This window comes from Arthrobacter sp. Ld5 (assembly GCF_051172775.1).
Lineage (GTDB): Bacteria > Actinomycetota > Actinomycetes > Actinomycetales > Micrococcaceae > Arthrobacter_D.
Genome location: NZ_JBPKBO010000006.1, coordinates 1 through 26624, shown reverse-complemented (window position 1 = coordinate 26624; position 26624 = coordinate 1). Strand labels below are relative to the sequence as shown.

12 protein-coding genes, 1 tRNA gene and 1 pseudogene are annotated in these 26624 nt (G+C 70.7%); 11 read left to right on the top strand and 3 right to left on the bottom strand.

Going from position 1 to position 26624, the window contains the following annotated elements:
* Positions 1–22: 22 nt before the first annotated feature.
* The 5 genes and pseudogenes from ACSGDB_RS03760 to ACSGDB_RS03740 all read left to right on the top strand — a co-directional run.
* Positions 23–1048, top strand: a pseudogene (locus tag ACSGDB_RS03760) (Hsp70 family protein); the annotation flags it as partial.
* An 835-nt stretch (positions 1049–1883) separates the two neighbouring features.
* Positions 1884–4079: a LuxR C-terminal-related transcriptional regulator gene (locus ACSGDB_RS03755; protein WP_434992967.1), complete on the top strand. Its 2196-nt coding sequence runs from the start codon at positions 1884–1886 to the stop codon at positions 4077–4079.
* Positions 4080–4194: 115 nt separating this feature from the next.
* A complete protein-coding gene (locus ACSGDB_RS03750; RefSeq protein ID WP_434992965.1) occupies positions 4195–5538 on the top strand; it encodes an IniB N-terminal domain-containing protein in 1344 nt (447 codons plus the stop codon).
* Between the two features lie 106 nt (positions 5539–5644).
* Complete coding sequence (locus ACSGDB_RS03745; RefSeq protein ID WP_434992964.1) at positions 5645–7495, top strand: dynamin family protein; 1851 nt, start codon at positions 5645–5647, stop codon at positions 7493–7495.
* Entirely contained in the window at positions 7492–9033 is a 1542-nt protein-coding gene (locus tag ACSGDB_RS03740) for a dynamin family protein (protein ID WP_434992963.1), read from the top strand. Before ACSGDB_RS03745 ends, ACSGDB_RS03740 begins: the two co-directional genes overlap by 4 nt.
* Here the strand turns inward: ACSGDB_RS03740 and ACSGDB_RS03735 are convergent.
* Positions 9008–9538 (bottom strand): hypothetical protein, encoded by a 531-nt coding sequence (locus ACSGDB_RS03735; protein WP_434992962.1) that lies wholly within the window; start codon positions 9536–9538, stop codon positions 9008–9010. The two genes, ACSGDB_RS03740 and ACSGDB_RS03735, sit on opposite strands and share 26 nt — an antisense overlap.
* A 149-nt stretch (positions 9539–9687) precedes the next feature.
* On the opposite strand from ACSGDB_RS03735, the gene ACSGDB_RS03730 reads away from it, so the two are divergent.
* The 5 genes from ACSGDB_RS03730 (at position 9688) to ACSGDB_RS03710 (ending at position 17912) form a co-directional block, all read left to right on the top strand.
* Positions 9688–9759, top strand: a tRNA-Gln gene (locus ACSGDB_RS03730).
* A gap of 70 nt (positions 9760–9829) precedes the next feature.
* Positions 9830–11338, top strand: coding sequence for a bifunctional UDP-N-acetylglucosamine diphosphorylase/glucosamine-1-phosphate N-acetyltransferase GlmU (glmU, locus tag ACSGDB_RS03725; RefSeq protein ID WP_434992960.1), 1509 nt, complete (start codon positions 9830–9832; stop codon positions 11336–11338).
* Entirely contained in the window at positions 11335–12315 is a 981-nt protein-coding gene (locus ACSGDB_RS03720) for a ribose-phosphate diphosphokinase (RefSeq protein WP_043447171.1), read from the top strand. The genes glmU and ACSGDB_RS03720 overlap by 4 nt, the downstream gene beginning before the upstream one ends.
* A 195-nt stretch (positions 12316–12510) precedes the next feature.
* Positions 12511–15216, top strand: coding sequence for a LuxR C-terminal-related transcriptional regulator (locus ACSGDB_RS03715; RefSeq protein WP_434992958.1), 2706 nt, complete (start codon positions 12511–12513; stop codon positions 15214–15216).
* On the top strand, positions 15213–17912 hold the full coding sequence (locus ACSGDB_RS03710; protein ID WP_434992956.1) for a LuxR C-terminal-related transcriptional regulator: 2700 nt from the start codon (positions 15213–15215) through the stop codon (positions 17910–17912). Before ACSGDB_RS03715 ends, ACSGDB_RS03710 begins: the two co-directional genes overlap by 4 nt.
* A gap of 360 nt (positions 17913–18272) precedes the next feature.
* On the opposite strand, the gene ACSGDB_RS03705 is transcribed toward ACSGDB_RS03710, so the two are convergent.
* On the bottom strand, positions 18273–18539 hold the full coding sequence (locus tag ACSGDB_RS03705; protein ID WP_434992954.1) for a hypothetical protein: 267 nt from the start codon (positions 18537–18539) through the stop codon (positions 18273–18275).
* A gap of 39 nt (positions 18540–18578) precedes the next feature.
* Between ACSGDB_RS03705 and ACSGDB_RS03700 the strand changes: the two genes are divergently transcribed.
* The gene (locus ACSGDB_RS03700) at positions 18579–18911 is read left to right on the top strand and encodes a hypothetical protein (protein WP_434992953.1); all 333 of its coding nucleotides are present in this window, start codon (positions 18579–18581) and stop codon (positions 18909–18911) included.
* Positions 18912–18990: 79 nt separating this feature from the next.
* On the opposite strand, the gene ACSGDB_RS03695 is transcribed toward ACSGDB_RS03700, so the two are convergent.
* Positions 18991–26624, bottom strand: a 7634-nt coding sequence (locus ACSGDB_RS03695; protein ID WP_434992952.1) for a malectin domain-containing carbohydrate-binding protein, incomplete at its 5' end; no start/stop codon positions are given.

Sequence of the window (26624 nt, the reverse complement as noted above, 5' to 3'; positions counted from 1 at the left end):
GCCCGAGTGGTCAAGGACGAGCATGACATGGGGAGTTATGGGTTACGGTCTCAGCGTCGACGTAGGTACCAGCTTCACGGCAGCAGCCATCCTCCGGACGGACGGGGATCCCGGTGCGCCGCAGATCCTGCCGCTCGGCAGCCGCTCGGCGGCCGTCCCCACCGTCGTGTTCCTCGGCGCCGACGGCACCCGGCTGATCGGCGAGGCCGCGGAACGGCGCGGTGCGGCGCAGCCCGACCGCGTGTCGCGGGAGTTCAAGCGGCGCATGGGCGACGACGTCCCCCTCCTGGTCGGCGGTGAGCCCGTCCTCCCGCAGCAGCTCGTCGCAGCCGTCGTCAGCTGGGTGGTGGGCGTCGCCACCGAGCGGGAGGGCGAAGCACCCGACGTCGTCACCCTCACGCACCCGGCCGGCTGGGGCGGGCACCGCACCTCCCTGCTGCGCCAGGCCCTGGCAGAGGAAGGCGTCGGCGAGGTCGTCCTGCTGACCGAACCGGAGGCGGCAGCGCTCTCCTACGCGTCCCGGGAGAGGGTCCCCGCCGGCAGCACCCTCGCCGTCTACGACCTCGGCGGCGGGACCTTCGACGCGACCGTGCTCCGGAAGACCGACGCCGACACCTTCGCCGTCCTCGGTACCCCGCAGGGGATCGAGCGGCTCGGTGGCGCGGACTTCGACCAGGAGATCTTCGACCACGTCCTCGGGAGTGCCGACCTCCCGCCCACCGACCTGGAACCCGCCCCCGAGGTCCTCGCCGCGCTGACCCGCCTCCGGAAGGACTGCGCCGAGGCCAAGGAGGCGCTGTCCTCCGACTCCGAGGCCACGGTCTCCGTGATGCTGCCGGGAGCCCACTCGCAGGTCCGCGTGGTCCGGTCCGAGTTCGAGGCGATGATCGAGCCGGCCCTCGCCGACACGCTGGTGACCCTGCGCGCCGCCCTCGAGAGCGCCGGGGTGCGTGCCGAGGAGCTCAGCGCGATCCTGCTCATCGGGGGATCGTCCCGCATCCCGCTGGTCGCCCAGCTCCTGTCCGAGGAGTTCGACCGACCCCTGGCCATCGACGTGGACCCCAAGGCGTCCGTGGCCCTCGGCGCCGCGTTCGCCACCTCGGCCCTGGACGACGCCGGCGGGCAGGCGCCCGCCGCGGCTGCGGGGGAGGGGGCTGGAGCCGCCGAGGGCACCGTGTCCGCGCGGACCAACGCCGCCGGCTTCGCGCTGCCCCGCACCACCGCGGTGCCTGCCCACGGGCCGGCAGGCAGGGCGCCCACCAGGCGGATGGGGGTGCGGATCGGGGCCGTCGCTGCCGCCGTGGCGCTGCTGGGGGTCGCGACGGCGTCCGCCACGAACGCGCCGAACCCGTTCACCGCCTTCTCCGCCGACCAGCGGGCGGACGCTGCCGAGGGATCCGCGCCGACGACGGAGGCCGGCGGGGCCACCGCTCCTGCCGGGAACGGGGACGGTCCGCTCGTGGAGCCGGACGGCGACAAGACCTTCCTGGACTCCGTCGGGGAGCAGGTCGGCGAGGACCCGGACGACGCCGGCAAGGCCACCCCGTCGAGCGAGGCCGAGCCCTCCTCCCGGGCCACGCCGCGGGATCCTGCGACGCGCGGCGCGTCGAAGAGCGCAGCGCCGGAGAAGAGCACCTCGCGGGATCGCGAGCCGACGACCGACGCGAAACCCTCCCCGTCGCGCACCAGCACGCCGTCGCCCACCACGCCGAGACCGACCACGCCGAAACCGGGCACCACACCGGTGGATCCGACGCCGCCCGCCCCCTTCCCCACGCCCGCACCGACGCCCTCGCCCGCACCGCCGACGACGGTCACGACTCCGCGGTGGCGGAGGCCGGCGAGCCCGCCACGCCGGCCTCCGCCACCGCGGAGTCGTGACCGTGACGGCCCACCACGTGGAGACGGACGCTACCCCCCTCCACGGCAGCCCCCTGGATGCGGCGACCTACGAGGTGGTCCTCGCGCTGTGCGTCGGCTTCTCCATCCCGGGACTGCTCCCGCCGCTGCTGTACAACGAGGGCGTGCCCGCCGAACGGCTGGCCGCCGACGCGAGGGCCGCCGGCCTCGTGCAGCCCGACGGCCGTCCCGCCCCCGAACTCCGCGCCTGCATGCTCCGGGATGCCGACCCCTACCAGGTGCGCCGGCTGCAACGCGCCCTCGTGGACCTCTACTGCTCGGAATCCCTGCCCCTCGGCACACTCGCCCGGCGGCTCGCCGCGGACGGCCTGGTCGACGAGCGCATCGCCGGCGTCCTGGCCGAGGAGGGCACGTCGCTGCTGGGCACCGATCCCGCGGCAGCCCTCGACCTCCTCGACCGGGCCGTGGCCGCCGGGGCGGACGCCCGGGCCACCGCCCCGCGGCGGGCCGAGGCGGCACTCGGCACCGGCGACCTCGACGCCGCCTCCCGCATCCTCGACACCTACTTCGGGCACGGAGGTCCCGGCGCGGAGCCGACGCTCCCGGACGCCGGACGGGCCGTGCGGGTCGCCTCCGCGCTCTGGGCGCACCGGGGCATGATGTCGCGGGCCGCCGATGTCCACCGCTGGGCGGCAGGAGCAGGACCCACGGGGGCCGAGTCCCTGGGAGCGCTCGCCCTGCTCGCCACCGGCGATGCGGCGGGCGCCCGGGCCATGCTCGCCGACGACGGTGCCTCCGCCGCGTCGCCGTCGCTGGTCGACGTCGCACACCTCCTGCTCGCGGAGGGCGCCCAGCAGTCGCTCGGGGCAGACCCCGCCGGCGCCGTGCCCGTGCTCATCCGCGCCTCGGACACCCTCACCGCGACCGCGCGCCTGTGCCCCGCCCCCGAGCTGCCCGCCTGCCTCGCCGCGACCGTCGCACTGCTCGCCGGCCACCACGAGACCGCACTCACCGTGATCCAGGCAGCGCTCGCGGGCGGACAGGGCGGCCCGATGCTGCGCCCGCGGCTGTGCCTGCTCGGTGGGTGGGCCGCGATGCTCACCGACCAGCCCGCCCTGGCGGGGACCTTCTGCGACGAGGCCCAGGCACGGGACCAGAGCCTCTCGCCCCGGGAGAACCTGCTGCTGCGGGCCCTCGAGGTGGGACTGGCCCGGCGGGCCGGGGACACGGCCGCTCTCCTCCACGCGTGGCAGGGCGCCCGCGAGGCACTGCTGCACGTCTCGGTGGACCTCTTCACGGTGCTCCCGCTCACGGAACTGGTCATCGCCGCGGCGCGCGTCCGCGACACCGACGGGCTCAGGCCGCACCTCGACGAGGCGTGGCTGCTGCTCGCGAGGCTCGGGGATCCGCCACTGTGGGCTGTTCCCCTGCACTGGTCCGCCGCCCAGGCAGCGCTGCTGCTCGAACGGCCCGCCGATCTCGCCCCGCACGCGGCGGCACTGGTCCATCAGTACTCCGCCTACCCGCTCGCAGCTGCCTTCGCGCACGCGGGGAAGGCATGGGTGTCCGTCCTTGCCGGGCGCTTCGATACCGACGCCGTCGAGGCGGCAGCCCAGGGCCTCGCGGCAGCGGGGTTCGCCTGGGAGGGCGCGCGCCTGGCGGGCCATGCCTCAGCCAGGGCGGACGACCGCCGGGGTATGACGCGGCTGCTCTCCTGCGCCCGGGAGCTGCGTCCGGCGCCCGAGCCGCTCGCACGGCCCGATGCCGGGTCCGCTCCGGCCGTGCCCACCCCGTCGGGCGGCCGGGAACCGGCCGGTGCCGTCCCGGCGGGCCCGCGCGACGCTGCGGGTCCCGCGATGCATGGTGCCCGGGCGCGCGGCGAAGCGCAGGGGGTCGCCGCCAGGACGCGGGGCGCCGAAGCGCGACGGGCAGGAGGGCCCGCGCTCAGCGGACGTGAACGGGAGATCGCGCAGCTGGTGCTCCAGGGACGGACCTACCGCGAGATCAGCGAGGAGATCTTCATCTCGCCGCGGACCGTGGAGCACCACGTGGCACGCATCCGGCGCCGTTTCGGGGCGTCCTCCCGCTCCGACCTGCTCGCGCGGCTCCGCGTGTCGCTCGAGGCCACCGCGGGGGACACCTCCGATCCCGGGTCCCCGCCACCGGGTCGTGCGCCCACCCCCATGGGATCCCCTAACCGGGGTCGTCGGATCCCCTAATGCATCCCCGGGGTTAGGGGAGGTGCTACCGATGTCCCGCCCCCACCCCCGCTCCTACGTTTGAACCAAGCCAGCACAGCCGCCGGCGAATTCCATCTCACCGAAGGAACATCTCATGACTACTCTCGCCTCGGATCTCCTCGACTTCCTGATGAACCTCTTCAACGACCAGGAGGCGGCCAGCGAATTCATCAGCGACCCCGAAGCCGCCCTCGCCAGCGCCGGCCTCGGCGACGTGTGCGGCGACGACGTCGACGCCGTCCTGCCCGTCGTCCTCGACTACGCGCCCGTCAGCTTCGGCGGCCGCAACGACAGCTCGTTCGACCGCAACTACGACACCGGCGGGAACTCCGCCGGCGTCGCCGCTCCGGGCGACCACTCCGTGGGCGGCTGGATGCCAGGTCCCGGCGGCGCCGCCGGACACCCCGGTGCCCCCGGCGCTCCCGGTGCTCCCGGTGCCCCCGGTCGCGACGGCGACGACGGCGACGACAGCGACAACGGCAACGCGATCCAGCAGCTCCTGCACATCGTCAACAACTACTCGTACACCTCGACCGTGGACGACCGCGACACCCTCACCGACCAGTCCGTGAACCAGAACATCTGGGCCAACGGCGACGTCACGCAGATGTTCGACAACGACGCCATCATCGCCTCCGGCGACCGCGCGGTGGCAGCGGGCGACGACGCCGAGGTCGACAACTCCGTCGACAACTCGGTGGACAACTCGAAGGACAACTCCACCAACGTCTCGGCCGGCGGATCCGCGACCGTCGCCGTCGGTAACACGGACAACTCCATCGAGGACTCCTACAACGACAACTCGGAGACCGACATCGAGGACTCCTACAACGACAATTCCGACAACTCGGACAACTCGGACAACTCCGACAACTCGGACAACTCGATCGAGGACTCTTACAACGACAACTCGGACAACTCGGTCGACACCGACACCGAGATCGAGGACTCCTACAACGACAACTCCGACAACTCGGACAACTCGGACAACTCGGTCGACACCGACATGGACGTCGACATCGAGGACTCCATGAACACCGACAACTCGGACAACTCGCAGACCGCGACGGATTCCTTCAACGACAACTCGCAGACCGCGACGGACTCGTTCAACGACAACTCGGACACCACGACCGACTCGTTCAACGACAACTCCGAGACGGTCGTCGACGAGTCGATCAACACCGACATCGACGTGGCCATCACGGACTCGTTCACGACGGACAGCTCGACGACCAACACGGCCACGGACTCGTTCAACGACAACTCCGAGACGGTCGTCGACGAGTCGGTCAACACCGACGTCGTGATCCAGGACTCCTTCACGGCGACCGACAACTCGACGGACCAGTTCACCTCCATCGACGACTCGGCGTTCTTCGTCGACAACGAGGTGGAGGTGGAGACGGAGATCGAGATCGAGGACACCTCGCTCTGATCGACGTCGAGCCTCATTGCAGGACGCTTCAGGCAGGCCCAACGGGACGGAGTTCCCGTTGGGCTTGCCCGTGGTCTCACAGGAAGAACTCACCGGGGAGTGTCACATGGATGATCTGATTCCGCTCGTGAAGAGCGGCCTGGGGCTGGTCGCCACCGGCGACCGCACCGACCTGCGCCTGCGGCTGGAGCAGACGCTCGGACGCCTGGCCACCCCGGACATCCGGGTGATCGTGGTGGGGGAGTTCAAGCAGGGCAAGAGCAAGCTCATCAACGCCCTCGTGAACGCCCCGGTCTGCCCCGTCGACGACGACATCGCCACCTCCGTACCCACCGTGGTGGGCTTCGGCGACCCCGCGAGCGCCGCGGTGCTGATGCCCCGCACGGACGGCGGACCGGACGGCGCCGTCGAGCGCCGCGTGATCCCCCTCGAGGACATCGCCGAGTTCGTCTCGGAGCGGGGCAACCCGTCGAACCGGCAGGGCCTCGCCTCGGCGGAGGTCCGCCTCCCGCGGCGACTGCTGGCCGACGGGCTGTCGATCATCGACTCCCCGGGGGTGGGTGGCCTCGAGTCGGCCCACGCCCTGACCACCCTCACCGCGCTGCCCACGGCCGACGCCATGATCCTCGTCTCGGACGCCTCCCAGGAGTACACCGAGCCGGAGCTGCGCTTCCTGAAGCAGGCCACCCGGATCGTCCCGAACGTCGGCTGCGTGCTGTCCAAGACGGACCTGTATCCGCAGTGGCGTGCCGTCGCGGACCTCGACCGCGGCCATCTGTCGAACGCGGGGATCTCGGCCCCGCTGATCCCGGTGTCCTCCGACCTCCGCCTCGTCGCGTCGCGGGACGAGGACGCCGAGCTGAACCGCGAGTCGGGCTTCCCGGAACTCGTCGGCTACCTCCGCAACGAGGTGGTGGGCAAGGCGCAGGCCCTGCGCCGGAGGTCGGTGGCCCAGGACCTGCTGTCCACGGCCGATCACCTGCGCCTGTCGGTCACCTCCGAGCTGCAGGCGCTCGAGAACCCAGAGGGCGTGCCCCTCCTGATCGCCGACCTCGAGGAGGCCAAGGAGCGGGCGGACCAGCAGCGCAAGCGGTCCTCGCGCTGGCAGACCACCCTCAACGACGGCGCATCCGACCTCATCAGCGACATGGAGCACGATCTCCGCGACCGGCTGCGCTCCATCCAGCGGGAGGCCGAGGCGGCCATCGACGATGGCGATCCCGGGCTCATCTGGGACCAGTTCGCGGAGTGGCTCGAGCAGCGCGTGGCGTCCGCCGTCTCCGACACCTTCGTCTGGACCAACGAGCGCTCGCAGTGGCTCGCCGAACAGGTGGCCGAGCTGTTCGCGCTCGACGAGGTTCCCCTCCCGCTGCTGGAGGTCTCGAACACGGACGGCGTCCTCGCCCCCGTGGAGGAGGTGCCGTACCTCGACCCCGGGCGGGTGAGCGCCGCGGGCAAGGTCCTGATCGGCATGCGCGGCTCCTACGGCGGCGTGCTGATGTTCGGCCTGCTCACCGGCATCATCGGGATGTCCCTCATCAACCCGCTCTCGGTCGGCGCTGGGCTCCTGCTGGGCCGCAAGGCCTACCGCGAGGACAAGGACGCCCGGCTCAAGCGCCGCCAGGCCGAGGCGAAGACCCTGGTGCGGCGCCAGATGGACGACGTCGTGTTCCAGGTGGGCAAGCAGCTCAAGGACCGGCTGCGGCTCGTCCAGCGCGAGATCCGCGACCACTTCGGCGCCATCGCCGAGGAGCACCACCGCTCCCTGGCGGACTCCGTCGCCGCGGCGCAGCGCACCGCCTCGACCTTCCGGCAGGAACGCGAGGCACGCATCACGGAACTGAAGGCCCAGCTCGCCGCGATCGACCGTCTGCACGCGCAGGCCGGCCGTCTCCTCCCGAAGCCCGCGCAGCCCGTCGCAGCGCCTTCGGGCGTCGAGGCCGGAGCGTCCGCATGAGGGACAGCGGCGCCGTCGAGGCCCTCCTCGCGGACGCCATCCGGATCTACGACGACGCCCCGGCGGTGCGTGCCGAGCTCGAGGCGTATGCGCGGCGCCTGCGCGAACCGTTGCGCGTCGCCGTCGCCGGCATGGTCAAGGCGGGCAAGTCCACCCTGCTGAACGCGATCATCGGCGAGGAGATCGCCCCCACCGACACGGGGGAGTGCACGCGCATCGTCACCTGGTACCGCTACGCGGCGACGCCCCGCATCACCCTGCACCCCGTGGCGGGGGAGCCGCGGCTGCTGCCCCTCACCCGGGTGGACGGGCGCCTGGTGTTCGACCTCGCAGGGCAGCGCGCGGAGGACGTCGCGCGCCTCGTGGTCGACTGGCCGGCCGAGAACCTCCGCGCGATGACCCTGATCGACACCCCGGGGATTGCCTCGCTCTCCACGGACGTCTCCGAGCGCAGCACCCGGTTCCTCACCCCGGAGGATGCGCCGTCCGAGGCCGACGCCGTGATCTACCTGATGCGGCACCTGCATGCCTCGGACCTCCTGTTCCTGGAGGCCTTCCACGACACCAGTGCGGCGCGCTCGGGCACCGTGAACGCGCTCGCCGTCCTGTCGCGGGCGGACGAGGTGGGGGCCGGACGCCTCGATTCCCTGATCGCGGCCGCCCGCATCGCCGACCGCTACCGGGCCGATCCGTCCCTGCGGTCGCTGGTGCTCGATGTGCTCCCCATGGCGGGGCTGCTCGCCCAGAGCGCCCGGACGCTCCGGCAGGCGGAGTACCAGGTGTTCGTGGCGCTGGCGGCCCTCGAGCGGTCCGAGAGGGAGCGCACCCTGCTCTCCGCCGACCGCTTCGTCGCGGGCAGCGCCGCCCTCGGCGTCCCGACGGAGGACGCGGCGCACCTGCTGGACCGGTTCGGTATGTTCGGGCTCCGGCTGGGTGCCGCCCTCGTGCGCGGCGGTGCCGGCAGCGCGACGGCGCTGGCCCACGAACTCGCCCGCCGCAGCGGCCTCGACCAGCTGATGACGCTCCTGACCCGGCAGTTCGACGCGCGGGCCACGGCCCTGCGGGTGCGGACGGCACTGACCGGACTCGAGGTGATCCTTGCCGCCCACCCCCGGGACGCCGCCGCACCGCTGCACACCGGCGTCGAGAGGATCACGGCCACCGCCCACGAGATGAACGAGCTGAGACTGCTGGCCGCCCTGCGCGCCGCCCGGGTCCCGCTGCCCGCACCGGCGGCGGCCGACGCCGAGCGCCTGGTGGGAGGCTCCGGCACGACGCCCGCGGACCGCCTCGGCCTGACCGGGCCCGCCGACCCCGGGGAGGTGCGGGCCGCCGCGCTCGGGCGGCTGCACCGGTGGCGCGTGCTGGCCGAGAACCCGCTGACCAGCCGGGGAGCCCAGGAGGCGTGCCAGATCGTGGTGCGCACCTGCGAGGAACTCGTGGTCCGCGCGGGCCCGGTCGCCCCCGATATCGCGGAAGCGCCCGGTGTCCCGGAAGCGGGCATCGAGGCCGTCAGCGCGGGGAGCGCGCGTCCCTGAACCACCACGACGCCGGCGGGAGCACGCCCAGGAGGAACGCGAGGGCCGCGACCGCCAGCTGGACACCCGCCAGATGGACCGCGGGCTGGAACGCCGTCGAGCCGTCCCCGAGGAACGCGAACATCAGCAGGACCGCCCCCGCATCGAGCGCGAGCATCACGAGGAGCAGCCAGCGCACGGCGCCGACACCGCGCAGCAGCGGGCGGGCGAGGAGCGCCTCGATCACCAGCACCACGGCGAACACCGCGAGCGTGCCCCAGAAGGAGAGGGCGGCCACCTGGTCCAGCCGGGCCGCGTCCGCAGCGGGATCGAGCCCGGCCGCCGTCTCCCGGAGATCGGCCAGGTGCAGCTCGCGCTCCAGGACGGCGAACACGAGCGCCGCCCCGCCGACGACGGCGCCCATGAGCCACAGGGCGCCCACGAAGCGGACCAGCGGGGGAGGAGCCGCCACTTTGAGCGCGGGAGGCGGGACGGCGTTGGACAGCTCTGGCCGGGGTGGACGCATGGTCGTAATGTAGCCCCGCCGCGCGAGGGCTTCAATGGTCCTCCGGCGCCAGTCGCGCCCGGCGCGGAGCCCGTCGTGGCAAAGTCCCGCAGGCATGGCAAACTAGATAACCGTGCGCACATGCTCCGGCCCACCGGGGTACGTCGCGGTCCGCCCTGGTGTAACGGCAGCACCCCAGCCTTTGGAGCTGTGGAGTATAGGTTCGAATCCTATGGGCGGAACGCAGGCAGGTGCCGGCCGGGCTGGCCGGTCCGCCGCACACCGGTCACCTACAGGTAGGAGCGCTTCCTCGTGAGCACGCAGGACGGAACCACGCGGGACCCCGACATCCCGGCAGCTGTCATCGTCCTCGCCGCCGGCGCGGGCACCCGCATGAAGTCGCGGACCCCGAAGATCCTGCACCGCATCGGCGGGGTCTCCATGGTCGGCCACGCGCTGCGGGCCGCACGGGCCATCGGGCCGCGGGAACTCGCCGTCGTCGTCCGCCATGAGCGGGACCGCGTGGCGGAGCACATCGGCGGCCTGGATCCCGAGGCCGTCCTGATCGACCAGGACGAACTGCCGGGCACCGGGCGCGCCGTGCAGGTGGCGCTCGAGGGCCTCGACGCCCGTGCCGGGAGCCCCGTGCACGGCACCGTCGTCGTCACCTACGGCGACGTCCCGCTCCTCACGCCGGAGACCCTGCAGGAGCTCGTCGCCGTCCACCACGGCGAGGCCAACGCCGTCTCCGTCCTCACCGCGGTGCTCGAGGACCCCACCGGCTACGGCCGCATCCAGCGCCATGAGGACGGCACCGTGCTCGCGATCGTCGAGCACAAGGACGCCTCGCCCGAGCAGCGGGCCATCCGCGAGGTCAACTCCGGCATCTACGCCTTCGACGCCGCCGTCCTGCGGCGCGCCCTCACCCGGGTCGACGCGTCCAACGCGCAGGGCGAGATGTACCTCACGGACGTCCTCGCGATCGCCCGGGCCGACGGCGGCCGCGTCGCCGCCGTCGTGCAGGAGGACCGCTGGCAGGTCGAGGGCGCCAACGACCGCGTGCAGCTCGCCGCGCTCGGCGCCGAGCTCAACCGCCGCACCGTCGAGCGGTGGATGCTGGCCGGCGTCACGGTCGTGGACCCCGCCACCACCTGGATCGACTCGACAGTGGTCCTCGAGGAGGACGTCACCATCCTGCCCGGCACGCAGCTCCACGGCGACACCTCCGTGGCACGCGACGCCGTGGTGGGCCCGGACACCACGCTCACGGACGTCGTCGTCGGTGAGGGCGCGCACGTGGTCCGTACGCACGGCAGCGGAGCGCGCATCGGTGCCGGCGCCAGCGTGGGCCCGTTCACCTACCTGCGTCCCGGCACGGTGCTGGGCGAGGACGGCAAGATCGGGGCGTTCTACGAGACCAAGAACGTGACGATCGGCCGCGGGTCGAAGCTGTCCCACCTCGGCTACGCCGGCGACGCCGAGATCGGCGAGTACACCAACATCGGCTGCGGCAACATCACGGCCAACTACGACGGCGTGAACAAGCACCGCACGGTCATCGGCTCCCATGTGCGCACCAGCTCGAACACCGTCTTCGTGGCCCCGGTCAGCGTGGGCGACGGCGCCTACACCGGTGCCGGCGCCGTGGTCCGCAAGGACGTCCCGGCGGGCGCGCTCGCCGTGACCGTCGCACCCCAGCGGAATATCCCCGACTGGGTGGCCGGGAAGCGGCCCGGCACAGGCTCCGCCGCCGCCGCGGGCGCCGCCTCCACCGAGACCCCTCCGAGTACCCCCACCGAAGAGAAGAGCACCCAGGCATGAGCGAGATCACCGCGCACGGCGAGAAGAAGCTGGTCCTGGCGTCGGGGCGCGCGCACCCGGAGCTGGCGGAGGAGATCGCGTCCTGGCTGGGCACCGAGCTGCTGCCGGTCTCCGCCTACGACTTCGCGAACGGCGAGATCTACGTGCGCTCGGGGGAGAGCGTGCGCGGCACGGACGTCTTCGTGATCCAGGCCCACCCGGCGCCGCTGAACAACTGGCTGATGGAACAGCTCATCATGATCGACTCGCTGAAGCGGGCCTCCGCCAAGCGCATCACCGTCGTCTCGCCGTTCTACCCCTACGCGCGCCAGGACAAGAAGGGCCGCGGGCGCGAGCCCATCTCGGCCCGCCTCGTCGCGGACCTCTACAAGACCGCCGGCGCCAACCGGCTCATGTCCGTGGACCTGCACACCTCCCAGATCCAGGGCTTCTTCGACGGTCCCGTGGACCACCTCATGGCCATCCCGCTGCTCGCGGACTACATCCGCTCGAGGGTCGACGCCGACAACGTCACCGTCGTCTCCCCGGACACCGGCCGGGTGCGGGTGGCCGAGCAGTGGGCGGAGCGTCTCGGCGGCGCGCCCCTCGCCTTCGTGCACAAGAGCCGCGACCTCACCGTCCCCAATCAGGCCGTGTCCAAGCAGGTCGTGGGCCAGGTGGAGGGCCGCACCTGCGTGCTGATCGACGACATGATCGACACCGGCGGCACCATCTCCGGCGCCGTCCAGGTGCTCAAGAACGCGGGCGCCAAGGATGTCATCATCGCGGCGACGCATGCGGTATTCTCGGAGCCGGCATCACGCCGCCTCGCCGAGTCAGGTGCCCGCGAGGTCGTGGTCACCAACACGCTGCCCATCCCCTCGGAGAAGCGGTTCCCGCAGCTGACGGTGCTGTCCATCGCACCGCTGATCGCCCGCGCGATCCGCGAGGTGTTCGACGACGGCTCGGTCACCAGCCTGTTCGACGGCAACGCCTGATCGGTACTGGGCGGCCGCGGCGATCGGGCACCTCCCAGGTAGTCCTTCAGGGGCTTCTAGGTAGGTACTTGGTAGTATTGCCCATCAAAACCGAGTAGGTGGAGGGTAACTCCCGTATAGGCCACTCGTGTAGCCCGTCATGACTCTACCTAGGCTCGGTGGCGAACGACCCCTTCGAATCTAGGATGTGGTCTCATGGCTGCTGACGGCCAGAGCGTGCCGGCTGTTCGATCCCTTCCTTCCCAGCGCGCCGGTACGGGCCCCGGCCCGACGCCCGCACCGGAGGCCGCACCCCCCTTCGTCGGCCGCGCGGACGTGCTCCGGGCGGTCGAGGCAGCGTTGGGCGCCCCCGGGTCGGTCGGCGCCGTGCTCGTGGGTGAGGCGGGCGTCGGCAAGACCGCCGTGGTGCAGCAGGTCCTCGCCTCCCACGCGGAGTCCCTGTACGTCCTGCGCATCCGGGGCTCCCGGGGGTTCCGCCACCAGGCCTACCGGCCCGTCAACTTCCTCCTCTCGGAGCTCGAGGGAGACGTCGTCGAACACCCGGTGATGGCGCTCCGGGCCGTGGCGGACTTCCTGAACCACCATGCCCGCGGGCGCCGCGTGGTCCTCGCCGTGGACAACGTCGAGTACCTCGATCCCTCGTCGGCCACCCTGATCGGGCAGCTGGTGCTCGGCGGAACCGCCGGCGTGCTCCTGACCGCCCAGGACTTCGCCGCGGCGGACCCCCAGTTCGCCGGCCTCTGGCGGGACGGCTCGCTCTGCCGCCTGGACCTCGCCCCGTTCGATGCCCTGGAGACGCGAGCCTTCGCGGAGGCCGAGCTCCGGGGCCCGGTGAGTGCCGAGGCCGCGACCCTGCTGTACGGCATGAGCGGCGGCAACCCGCGCTTCCTCCAGGCCTCCATCCGGGCGGTCCGCGGACGCAGCGTGGTCCGCCACGGGCAGACCTGGGTGCTCCTGCCGGCTACCGCGCCCGTACCCACCGAGATCGCCGAGGCGGTCCAGCTCATCCTCGAGGAGCTGTCCACCGGACAGCGGGAGATCGCCAACGTCATCGCGCTGGCCGGGCGGCTGCCCCTCCCCGTCGCGCAGTCCATCACCGGCAGCACGGACCTGGACGCCCTCCAGACCGCCGGCCTGCTGGCCGTTGCACACGGCGAGCAGGAGAGCATCGCGTTCCGGAACCCCGTGATCGGCGTAGGCGTCGCGGCGTCCCTGTCCTCCAAGCACGCCGGTGACCTGTACACCCGGTGGGTCGAGGGCCCCGCCCTCGGTCACCTGCTCGATCCGGAGCGTCACGCGGACTGGCTGCTGAAGTGCCAGCGGCCGGTCGGGGCCCACCTCGCACTCGCCGCCGCACGCTCGGCGAACCGGGCGGGCAGGTACTGCGCCGCCGCCGCGTACGCAGAGCTCGACGACGCCTACCGTTCCTCGGCCGCCGCCGCCGTCGAGCGCATCCGGTCGCTCACCTTCACCGGACGCTTCCAGGACGCCGGCAACGCCGTGCTGCTCGCCGCACCCCTGCTCGACGGCGCATCGGCCACGGAGGCCGTGCCGCTGCTCCTCGCCGGCGTCTTCCTCCGCCACCGCCTCGGCCTCGACGGGGTCGAGGACACCCTCGACGAGGCCGGCCGGCGGCTGGAGTCCGACGCCGGCCTCCGGCCTGAGGACCGCGCCCGCCTCCGGGCGGACGTGGTGATCGCCCGCGCGGAGATCTCCTCCCTCCAGGGCCGCTTCACACAGGCCCGGGACCTGGTGCTCTCCCTCCGCTCCGGGGGTGCTGCGCTGGGCAGGGACCAGGGCATCGCCGCCGACGTGCTGCTGAGCGAGGCCTGGGCGATGCTCGAGGACCAGCTGGAGGCGTTGCAGCTCGCCGACGCCCTGGCGGACCGCCTCCAGGAGCCTGACATCCCCGCCCGCACCCGGGAGCTGTCCTACCTGCGCCTCATCGCGATCTACAGTGCCACGGGGTGCTGGGGACAGGGTTCGCGCAGGCTCGGCCTGACGGACGGGGACAGCAGCGCGGTGCTGCACAGTTCGGCCGTGCAGCTGGCCCTGGGACTCGTCCGGGGCCGGTACGGGACACCGGAGGACGCCCTGGCGGTCCTGGTCCCGGCGTTCGACCAGCTGCGGGTCGGCGACCCGCAGCGCGTCCTGCCCCTCGCCGCCTCGGCCATCGCCTACTGCCACTCGGTGACCGACGACATCAGGGCCGCCATCCCCCTCCTGGTGCACGCGGAACCGACCGCCGGCGATCCCTGGCTGGTACGCCGGGTCGCGTCGCAGCTGCAGCTGCTCAGCGTCGGGCTGCGGGAGGCGAAGCCGGACGCCGCCCGGCAGCTGCAGGCGCTGGGACGCAGCGACAGGGACCGCGGTGCGTCCCTCTTCGCGCTGTCCGCCTTCACGAGTGCGGTGCGGCTCGGCAGCAGCGGGGTCCTCGCCGATCTCTCCGACGTCGCCGCCCGCGTGCAGGGGCCCTACGCCCAGCTGTGCGAGACGTTCGCGAAGGGCATCAGCCACCGCGACGCCGAGGTGCTCCTGCAGGCCATGGACCTCGCAGCCGCCGGCGGCGACCAGAACTTCGGGCGGGACGCCGCCCGCTCGGCCCTGCACGCGGCGCGCGCACTCGGGGACAAGTCGACGGTGCGCGAGGTCCAGCAGCGGGCGCGGCGCGTCCTGGCGGACGTGGACGCCCACGGCCCCGCATCCCAGCTGGACTGCCTCACACCGCGCGAGGCGGAGATCGCCCAGCTGGCGGTCGGCGGCCTGATGAACCGGGAGATCGCCGAGGCCATGTGCGTCTCCGTGCGGACCATCGAGGGACACCTGTACCAGATCTACTCGAAACTGCACGTGTCGTCCCGCTCCCAGCTCGCGGAGCTGTTCCCGGCACCCCTCGGATGAGCGTCGACGGAGGGCGGGTGCCCCTGGTGGGGGTCCAGCACCCCATCACGGCCATCACCCAGACGCTGTCCCATCCCAATCTGCACGGGGCCCTCGTGGTGGGGGAGTTCGGCACGGGCAAGAGCGCGATCGCCCGGCGCCTCGTGACCACCGGGGATCCGCAGAGGACACGGTTCTTCCTCATCCGGGCCACGGAGAACCTCGCCGGCGTACCGTACGGGGCCCTCGGACCCTATCTCTCCCACGCGACGCCCCAGACCCTCGAATCGTCCCTGTCCGCGCTCCGCGCCCTCGTCGCATACTTCCGGGCGGCGTCCGAGAGCCGGGACGCGGTCGTCGTCGTCGACGACGCGCAGTACCTCGACGACGACAGCAGCCACATCCTCACGCAGTTGGTGATCTCCCGCATCATCAAGGTCGTCCTCTTCTCCGACGGCCTGCCGTCCCGGGCCGGAGACCTGTTCTCCCTCTACACGGACGGCTTCATCAGCAGGGTGGATCTCCCCGGGCTCGGGGACGCGGACGCCGTCGCGCTCTGCGAGGCCATCCAGGGCGGGCGGCTGTCCCAGGGGGCCGGCCACTACCTCGCCCGGCAGAGCGCGGGAAACCCCCTGATGCTCCGTGCCCTGCTGGACCACGCCGCCACCACCGGAGAGTTGGTGCAGCACGACGGCGTGTGGTGCCTGTCCGGACGGTTCCGTCCTCCCGTCCCGCCCCTGCTGGACCTCGCGAAGACGCTGCTGCAGGGACTCTCCGAGCAGGAACGGACCGCCTACGAGGTGGTGGCGCTCAGTGGCGGGGTCCCGCAGGCGCGCCTGTCGGTGATCGGGGAGGACACCGTGACCCAGCAGCTGGTGCGCCGCGGGCTCCTGCGGACGGTCGGCTCGTCCACGAGCGCGCTCAGGGTGGCCCACCCCATGATGGGGCGCGTGGTCCGGGCACTCGTCCCCGCCGGGCGCAGCGCGGACCTGCGCCGCCGCGTGTTCGACGACGAGGTGGCGCCACCCACCGTCGACGAGGGCCTCATCGAGTACCTCGACTGGGCCCTCGACTGTGGCGTGGCCGTGCCGCCCGCCGTCCTCCTCGCCGCGGCCCGCACGGCAGCGCACGTCTCCGGTCCGGAGTCCGCGCTCCGGTTCGCGGGAGCTGCGCGGGCCGCGGGGGAGGAGGCCGCCGGTGCGGTCGAGGAGGCGCGCGTGCGGGTGGCGCTCGGCGAATACACGGTCGCGGTGGAGCAGCTCGATCGGGTCCTGGCGGACGCGGTCCCGCCGTGCGTCACCGCGGCGGCGGCCGTCCTGAAGGCCTTGGCCTGCGTCCAGCGGGGTGAGGACCCGCGTCGCCTCCACGAGATCGCCGACGCATGCGCGGAACGGCTCGCGGCCCCGTTTGGGCAGGAGCCCGCCGAACCGTCGGGACAGGCGGAGCAGGCCAGGGTGGCCCTGCGGCTCCTCCACCTGTTCGGGCGCGTCCTCGAGGGGGAGTTCGAGACCGCGCGGGCGGAGGCGGACGCCCTCGACGGGGACCTCACCGCGGCCGGACCGGAGTCCGGATCCCCGCTGCCGGTCCTCCTCCTGCTCCTGCGGGGTGAGATCGACGCTGCGCTCGGCCACTGCGACACGGCGCTGGCAGGCCTCCGGGCCGCCGCCGACGCCGTCGACCGTTCCCGCGGAGGGCTCGAGTACCTGCGTGAACGCGTCGTGGCGCGGTACGTGAGCGCGCTGATCCATGCCGGCGAGTTCACGACCGCACGGGAAGTTCTCGAGGAGTATCGGCACCGGCCGGTGGTGAGCTACGAGTACATCGGTGGGGCGCTGGCAGCGCTCGAGGCCGTGCTCGAAGCGCGGCGCGGCAAATACCGCACAGCGCTGCACCTGCTCGAGCCTGCCCTGGCGTCCCTGCGCCGGGTGGACCCGGAGATGCTGCTGCCGTACGCGCTCGCCGTCGCGGCGTGGGCTGCGCATTCATCGGGCGATGGCGCGGCCGCCGCGGGCTTCGAGCAGGAGTTCGCCGGCGTGGCGTCGATCGGCAGCCGCCCACTGCTCCTCCTCGGGCGCGCGTTCCTCGCTGCGGCGGGCGCCGGCCGGCCCGCGGGCGCGGCGGATCTCGGCAGTCTCGAGGCACTGGCGGAGGCCGCACGGGAGGCATCCTTCCGCTCGTGCGAGAAGGACATGCTCGAACTCCTCGCGGTGCTCGGCGACACGGCCCGGGCGTGGCGCCTCGCCGAACTCGCCGACCAGTTCGAGGGCGTGGAGGCGCAGGTCCTCTCCCGGTACGCGCACGCCCTGGCGGACCGCGACGCCGAGGCGCTGCTCGCGGTCGGCGACCGCGCGGAAGGCCTGCAGAAGATGCCGCTCGCGGCGGAGGCCTCGGCGAGGGCCATGCGCCTGTTCGAGGATCAGGGCGACGGCAGGGCCCGCCGCATGGCGTTACGCGCCGTCCGACACCGGCAGTCGATGCTGGAGGGCCTGCGGCCGCACGAGGACGGGGATCCGCGCGGTTCGCACGAGCTGACGTCCCGGGAACGCGAGATCGCGAGGCTCGCGGCGGACGGCGCCTCGAATCGTGCCATCGCGGACGCGCTCGTCCTCTCCACGCGGACCGTGGAGGGGCACCTGTACCGCATCTACGGGAAGCTCGGCATCACCACCCGAGAGGAGCTCGCGAGTGAGATGAGGGAATACGAGAACGGACGCTGACCCGCGCCAATCCCGCCGGAGGATCCCGGGGGTGGGTGCGAGTAGTCAATGACGAAAGATCGCGTAGCTAACAGGGGAAAGTGGAGTAGTCCGCACTGGTGAGCGGCCGCGATGATCTGCGTAGGGTTGCATTTGTTGGACCGATACGGGTCCGACCGCGGGGCTTCGGCCCCTACTCGCGTGAAGAGCGGGTCCCGGATCGGGGCCAGCGGCAAAGGAGTCTTCCTGAGACCAAGACTCCGTCCCCAGCTGCCGCTGGCCCCTTCTGGTTTAACTGGTGTCATCCACGCAGCACGCCAGACGTGAAAAGAGCCGGCCCGGGGCAGATGCTCCGGGCCGGCTCTCTGGTGGTGCGAAGGGTCACGCCTTGGCGGAGCGGCGGCGCTCCACCACGATGCCAGCGGCGCCCAGGCCGAGAGCACCGATCCCGGAGGCGCCCCAGAGGAGAACAGCCGAGTCGAGGCCGGCGGATGCCGATTCACCCAGGGCGGATCTGGATCCGTCGCTGGTTGGGGCGGTGCCCGGACCAGCCTGGCCGTAGACGGCGACCGTGCGGGAGGTGACAACGGGGGAGCCGTCCGCTGCAGCGGCGGTCAGTGTATAGACGCCTCCTTCGGTGAAGTTCACGTCATAGGAGAAGTCACCGTCGGCATCGGCACGAACGGTGTGATCGAGGACAGTTCCGTTGAGCATGACGAGGTCACCACGGACCGGAGCCGTTCGACCGGCGCCGGGATCCTCCGCTGGGCGGTTTCCGGCGCGATCGACCGTGATGAGGATGACTTCGCCGGGATCGAGGAGTCCATCGGTGCTGCTGAAGGTGACTGTCTCAACGAGAGCGCTCCTGCCATCCCTGGCGCTTCTGGTTTCATCGCCCGCGGACGACCCGGTCGAGGGTGCTGCCTGCGCTCCGGCGGCTCCGAGGAATGCGATGGCACCGGCGACGGTGAGAACTGCGGCTGTTCTGATCATGATGAGGGTTCCCAGACAGACGATTGAAACGACGGAGAAGGTTGACGTTCTGGGGTCTTCCCCGTCCGAACACCGACGCTCGGACGGGGAAGACCGAATCTCCCATTCAGGGGTTCCGGATCACCTCGATCGCGGAGATCTTCGGCTGGTCGACCGTGGACGCGAAGTCGATATCGAGGTTCCCGTCCGTGACGCTCAGGGTCTGGCTCACGACGTGCGCGGTCATGGGGCCGACCACCGCGTTGAGATCGAGGTTGTTGATCTCCTGCGGTCCGCCTTCGAGGTTGACGCTGAACACACGCTTCCCGGTCCCGCCTGACCCACCTCCGGTTGCCCCGTGGTAGATCTCCGCGAAGTGCAGCCTGACCGTGTAGGTACCCGCGGGCACCGGGATGTTGTACCCGAACGATCCCGGTCCGGTGGTTGCGCTACGCTCCGAGAGGTAGAGCGCATCGCTGTCGGTTCCTGCGATCTGAGTGACGGACGGGTTCGTGTAGGCCTTGCCGCCCTCGAAATAGGTGTCGGCAAGCCAGTTCAGGCCGCCGGCTGTCACTGCTCCGCCGCCCGCGTTGACGCGGATGGCCTGACCCGATGACGCCGGGATGGCCGTGCTGGCCGTGGCGGACATCGGGGAGGTGTTCCCGGATGCGTCCACCGCCTGCACCCGGTAGAACGCCTGGGCCGCGAACGGCAGGTTCGTGTCCGTCACCTTCAGGCCGCGGACCGGGGTGTTCCCACTGATGCGGGTCCACGGTCCGGTCGCGGAGGTTGCCCGCTCGACGTAGTAGCCGGCCAGATCCGCTTCCGCCCCTCCCGTCCAGGTGACGTCGATTGCGGACCCGGAGGCCGCTGCGGCGACACCCGCGACGATGCCCGGCGCAGTGGTATCGGACGAGGCGACCGGAACCATGTTCGTGACGAGGTACATGTTGTCCTGGTAGTCACAGTTGGTCGGCCCGACACCGCACTGGTTCGGCGAACTGATGTAGTCGTGGCCCACGATCCACGCCCCCGGGACGATCCTCCGGTCCCGGTCCCTGACCGGCCAGGTCTTGACGGCCATGTAGTTCGCGTTGTTGGTGGACTGCCCCGCCACGACGATCCCGATGTTCCCGGTGGGGTTGGTCGTGAGCTGCGTGCCTCCCGTCAACGCGTTGTTCAGGGGCAACAATGACTGCCCGTACGCCGCATTGTGCGTCGCCGTCGCACCGTTGATGTTGACCGTCTCGGTCGCCGTGCAGCAGCCGTGGAAGGCCGCGAGCTGCCGGGCAGTGACCGGGATGGAAGAGTCGAGCCGCTTCCACTGCAGGGACCGGATCTCCTCACCGTTCAGGGCGGAGGTGCGCATCTCGTCGCCGTTCGACGGGCTGCCGAGGTCCGTGGTCCAGCCGAAGGCCTGGGCGATCTCGTTGACGGACAGCTCGCTGCCGCCCTCCGGCTGCGCCATGTAGGCGCCGCGGAGCTGCACCGGCTTCAGTGCCGCCGAAGGATCGCTCGACCTGATGTTCAGCTGTGCAGCTCTGACGCCCCTGGAACCGGACGTGGCGGTGAACTTCACAGTGACCGGGATCGAGGCGTTGGGCTGGACGGTGACCGGCAGTTCGGGCGCGTTGGTCACCGTGAACTGTCCGGCGTTGGGCCCGCCCAACGCGAGCTCCGTGATGCGAAGGTCCTTGCTGCCGGTGTTGGACACCGTGACCGTTGCCTCGTCCACGACCTTGTGGGTGGAGACACCGCCGTTGATGCGATGCATGACCAACCAGTCCTCGGACAGGCCCGGGATGGGAGCCCCGCCCTGCCGGGTGACCTGCTCGTTCCGAAGAGTGAGCGTGCCACCGATGTCGAGGACCTCGAACTGGACGGTCCTGGTGGTGGTTGCACCGGTGCTGTCGGTGGCAGCCACCTCCAGGACGTAATCGCCGGCCGTGTCGAAGACGAACGGAGCCGTGTAGGGAACGGAGTCCGCGCCGTTGACGGAGTAGGTGAGTGATTCGATCGTGGTGCCGGTCGGTGCGGTGGCTGCGATCGACACGTTGGCCGTTCCGCCGCTGAAGCTCGATCCGACGTCCGTGCCATTGACCGTGACGGCGACCGACGGGGTGGTGAGCGCCTTGCCGGCAATCGTGATCCAGTTGATCTTGGTGTTCGTCCCGGTGGGAACCACTGTGAGCCGTCCGTCGGTCACCGTCACCTGTGCCGTGCCGGTCTTGAAAGGGGCGCTGCCGGTCGGGACGAAGGGATCGACCACGGGGGTGCCTTCGACCTCGATGGCGTGCGTCGAATCGAGGTAGCCGGCATCACCGACGGAGACACTCACCGTGTAGGTCCCGTCGGCCACGTTCGCCTCCCAGGTGCCGTCCGACAATCCGGTCACTGTTCCGCCCTGCATGATGTTCAGGGTCTGGAGCAGCGGATCATTCGCCGGGTAGGTGATACCCGACGTCGCGGTAGGGCGGTTCCGTCCACCGAGCACGCGGTCCGCCGGCTCCCCGTTCACCAGCCAGCCGAAGCCGGCGGCGGCGGAATAGCCCAGGCCGTAGTCCTTGATCCAGCCCGCGGGTGTGGAAGCCGATTCCGTCTGGAAGTTGTACTTCACCTCCGTGGTCTCGGCAGGCGGCCCGTCGAGGCCGTCGCCCTTGATCGAGATCCAGTTGATCTTGCTGTTGGTGCCCGTGGACGTGACGGTCAGCTTGCCGTCCGCGACGGCCACGTCACGCGTACCGGTCTGGAAGGGATTGGCCCCGGTGGGGACGAAGGAGTTGACCAGTGGTTGTCCTTCGACCGCCACCCCGTGCGTCGAATCCAGGAACCCGGAATCGCCGACCGAGAGCGCAACCTTGTAGGTGCCGTTGGGAACCACGTACTCCCAGACCCCGGTGCTGACATTGGTCGCCGGACCCATGAGGTTCAGCGTCTGCAGCAGCGGATCGTCCGCCGGGTAGTTGATGCCCGCCGTCGGCGCGGTGCGGTACCGGGCAGCGCTGCTGCGATCGGTCGGCACCCCGTCCACGAGCCACCCGAACTTGCGCTCGGCGTCGAAGGCCATTCCCGTGTCGGCGGTCCACCCCGCCGGCGTCGGTGCTGCCGCGGTCTGGAAGTCCACCTTCACCTGGGCTCCGTCGGTGGGATCGTCTCCCGGCACCTCGGTGTCGGCGAGCGGGACGATGTCCACGTAGTTGACCTTGGTGTTGGTCCCGCCATTGGCATCCACGGTGAGGAACCCGTCGGTGACCGTCACGTCGGCTGTCGCCGTGGCATGACGGCTGTCCGCGCCGGCCGCGCCCGTGGGTACGAACTTGTCGATGACCGGCTTGTTCTCGAGGTTGATGCTGTGCGACTCGGGGTCCTGGTTGACCGTCGGATCCCCCGCGGCAACCGTGACCCGGTAGTCCCCGTCCGGCAACGCGATCTCCCAGTAGGCGTAGGTCGCGATCCCGTTGAACGTGCCCGAGACGTCACCCGACTGCATGTGCATCAGCGTCTCGAGGCGCTGGTCCGCCTGCGCGGTGACCCGCGTCCGACCGTTGCCCGGGGTAGTGCCGCCGGTCGAGATGTCCAGCGGGTTCTCCGTCGCCTGGCTCTTCCAGCCGTAGCTCAGTCCGGATCCCTGGTCGGCCGCCGTCCGTGCACCGAAGGCCTGTCCGTGGTCCCGGAGGTACCCGGCGGGCAGGGACCCTGCGAGGTCGGAGAAGTTGACGCGGATCGTGTCGGTCGACGGCGGTGCCACCTCGCCGGCGGGCTTCACGCCCTGCACGAGGAACACGTAGTCCTGGTAGTCACCGTTGGAGGCGTCCTCGAAGGCCACGATGTAGCTGTTTGCCATCGACGTCCCCGACCGGTCCTTCGCGGGATAGACGCGCGCCCTGTGGGCGATCCCGGTATTGAGCCTGTCCTCGGTGAAGCCGACCCTCTGGAAGACGTTCGAGTAGAAATAGAACCCGAACTGCTCATCGCCGGGATCGAAGCTGCTCGCCGATCCTGGACTGGCAGGCGGAAGCAGTGACTGGTAGCCGCTGATGTCGATGGACCCCACCTTGTTGCGTTGGGTCTCCGTTCCGTCGCCTGTGTACCAGCCGAAGGGCAGATCCTCGCGTGGCGCGTACTGTGCCAGGGGTTTCATGGTGACCGGCGCCGTGCCCGACTTCTCGAACAGCGGCTCCAGGACCTCGTCGCCCTTCGCTGCGGGGTCGACTCCTCCTGCGAGGTTGGTCCATCCCACGTTGATCTTGTACCCGAGGGTGCCCACGACGTCGGCGAAGGTGGGCTCGTTGCCGCCCTCGATGCCGTTCATGGAGAGCCCGTACAGCCCTACCTCGAGCGTGGTGTCTCCCGCGGTGACGGCAAGGGTTGCACTGCGCTGTCCGACGGTGGACCCGGGCTTGAACGCCACTTGCAGGGTGGTGCTCGCTCCCGGAGCCAGCGACGTCCCGGTTCCGCCGGTGACGGTGAAATCGCCTGCCTGTGCGCCCTGGACCGCTCGTGAGAGCGTCACGGCGTCCGGGCCGGTGTTGGTGATCGTGAGCGGTTTGGTGCTGCTGGTGGTGCTCTTCACGGTCGAGAAGACGAGCTCGTCCGCAGAGGCGTCCAGCGTGGCCGCCTGCTGATCGGCAGGAACGCGGAGGAGGAACATCTTCTGCGCGCCGCCGCTGCGGTCGTACTGGTTCACGTACAGGTTGCCCGTTCCCGGGTCCTCCACAACTTCCAGCGGATCATTGAATCCGTCGGCCCCACCGATGGTGGTGTTGGGGACACCCGGCACGCCGGTGGGGACCTGCGCGCCCAGGATCTTCCCGGTGGCCGCATCGGGCTGGAGGAAGATGAGGTCATTGTTGTTGGAGAAGCGGGTGACCACCAGGCGGCCCTTCAGCTGGCCGCCGAAGGTGTCGCTCTGGTACTCGAGCGCCCCGTTGGGCGACTTGTTGAACTCGAAATCGTAGGCGATGCCGCCGTAGTTCGGGTCCGCCTTCACACCGGAGGGGTACTTGCTGCCGCCCTGACCGGGCGATGCCGGTGGGTTCGCGGGATCATTGCCTTCGTTCAGCACCCACTCGCAACGCTCGGGGTTGGGATGGCCGTAATAGCCGCCCTCGACGACGTCGAACAGGAGATCGCGCTGCGTCGGGTGGTTGGCGATGGCAGGAACCGATCCGCCGGTGTAATTGCGTCGCTGGCACTGCGCCGTGACGTCCTTGCCGTTGACCGTGGAGGCTCCGGGGATGCCGGGGGCCGCCACACGGGTGAACGTGCCGTTCGCGTTGGCCGTGACGCCCGGTGAGTTTCCTCCACCGGCCGTCCCGTTGGTGGGGACGTACAGGTGCCCGTTGGAGTGCCAGACCAGGTCGTAGGCGTTCCGGATTCCTGTGGCGTGGATCTTCAGCGGCGCGTTGGCGGCGTACGGGGTGTAGGTTCCGCCGTCCGCGGTCTGGACGTTGATGGCGCCGGCACCGCTGGCAGCGGCCTGCACCTGGGGGTGATTGGGGTCGAAGACCAGGGTGGCAGCGGTGAGAAGCTTCTCTCCGCGCTGGCCCCAGGAGTTGTCGAGGTCACCCGCGGCCTGGTTGGAACCCTGCTGGAAGTACAGGCGTCCGTCCGGACCGTAGACCATGGAGTTGGTCAGGTGGTCCGACTGGGAGCGTGGGAGGCCTTCGAAGATCTTCGCCTCGGTCTGCAGGTTTGCCCCGGTGAGCCGGCTGATGCCGGAGATCCATTGCCCCTGTTCGTTGCCGACATTGGCGCTGGTGGAGGTGATCCAGAGCTTCAGGTCACCGGCCGTGGAGGACCTGTCGAAGGCGAGTCCCACCATGGCGCGGCCCTCGTAACCCAGGCTCTCCTTGTTGGAGAGTGTTCCGTCCTCGTTCACGGTGAACCGAAAGAGGCCCTGGCCGATCGTCGCTCCGTACAGCTTGCCGTCCGGGCCGAAGGCGAAGGTGGACCAGTAGGTCCCTGCGCCGATCGGCAACTCGACCTTCTCGAAGCTGACGCCACTGAGAGGGGTGAACTCCTCGGGTGTCTCGACTGTCCCGGCCCCCGTCGTGAAGACCGAGGCGAAGGGCACGAAGGAGGCGCCGAAGTTGTCCTTCACTCCGTCCGTGACCACGAAGCGGTAGTTGGTATTGGGCTTCAGCGGTGCATCCGGCTGGGTGGAGATGACGTCGTTACCACCGGAGGTCCCGGTCGAGGACGGCACTTCGGCGCCGGAGACGACTTCGTAGATGTGGACGTTGCCGGGGAGCGTCCTGGGGTCCACACCCACTCCCGCGTATGGGACGCGGATGGTGGCGGAGACGCCGTCGTTGGGGTCGTGCCCCGAGGCGCGATTGTCCGGGCGCATGGTGTCCACGTGCGGCGCCTGCTCCAGCCCGAGCACCTCGACGTAGGCGATCTTCGTATTCGTGCCGCCGGCCGCAGTGAGCGTGAGCGCCCCATCCCAGACGCCGACGGTGGTGGTGGAGGTGCGGTACTCCTCACCGGCCGTGGCCTGGAAGCTTTCGATGCCCAAGCCTGCTTCGATGTTGATCACGTGGTTCGAGTCGTAGACATTGGATGCACCGGGCTCGTCACCCACTGCAATCTGGACCTCGTAGAGGCCGTTCGGTACTGCGAGCTCCCAGACCCCCTCGGTGTCGACGCCGTTCGTCCCGTCCACGTCGCCGTACTGCATGTGGACGATGCTGTCGAGCCGCTGATCGATGCCCGGCCGTACTCGTACCCGACCGTTGCCGACCAGGCTCACGGGGCTCCCGTCCTCGGAGAGCCACCCGTAGCTGAGGCCGGTTCCCTGATTGGCGCTGGTCCGGGGTCCGTAGGACTGGCCCCAGTCCGCGAGGTAACCGGCGGCAGGCACGGCGTTGGTCGCGGTGAAGTCCACCTTCACATCGGTGGTGTTGGGCACCGTCGGAACGGCGAAGACTTCGTTCGAGACTGCCGACTCGTTGCCGGCGGTGTCCACCGCGGTCACCACGTAGAAGTACGTTGTGCCGTTGCTGACCGTGCCATCCGTGTAGGTGGTTCCGTTCACTAGCGCGTCCCCGGAAACTGCGGCGACCTCTCCCGTGTCCTCGACGACGGGCTGCAGCGAGCGGTAGACACGGTAGCCGGCAGCGTCGGTGGAGGCCGATGCCGTCCAGGTCAGCTCGACCTCGGTGTCGCCGGCGATGGCGACCAGTTCGACCGGCGCGTCGGGTGCTTCGGTGTCCTCGACGGTGGCCACCATGGCCATCGCCTCGTTCGACACCTCAGACTCATTGCCTGCGGCATCCACGGCCGTGACCACGTAGTAGTAGGTCACATCCGGGGCCGCGCTCACGTCCCGGTAGCTGGGATCCTCGACCAACGGGGAGCCTGACAGTGGGGTGTCCGAAGCCTCCACCCCTGCCTCTGTTCCCCGGTAGACCCGGTAGCCGACGGCGTCCGTGGAGGCACTGACCTCCCAGCTGAGGGCCACCGCGGATTCCTCAGGGACCGCGACGAGCTGGCTAGGAGCCGACGGGGCTTCGGTGTCGGCGCCCACGCGGGTGTAGGAGATGTCGGCGGAGGCTTTGCCGTAGCCCTGGTAGTACTCCACTTCCACGACCGCGGACTCCGGTAGGACCGAGGCGACGGTGTAGGTTTCGTTGGCGCTTTGCCCGAACCACTTGTCCAGGATCAGCTGCCCGTCGACCTTGATACGCACGCCGTCATCGGTGCGTGCCTTGAACTCGTAGGTCCCGGCGCCTTCGGCGACGGTCTTCGTCCATCGGA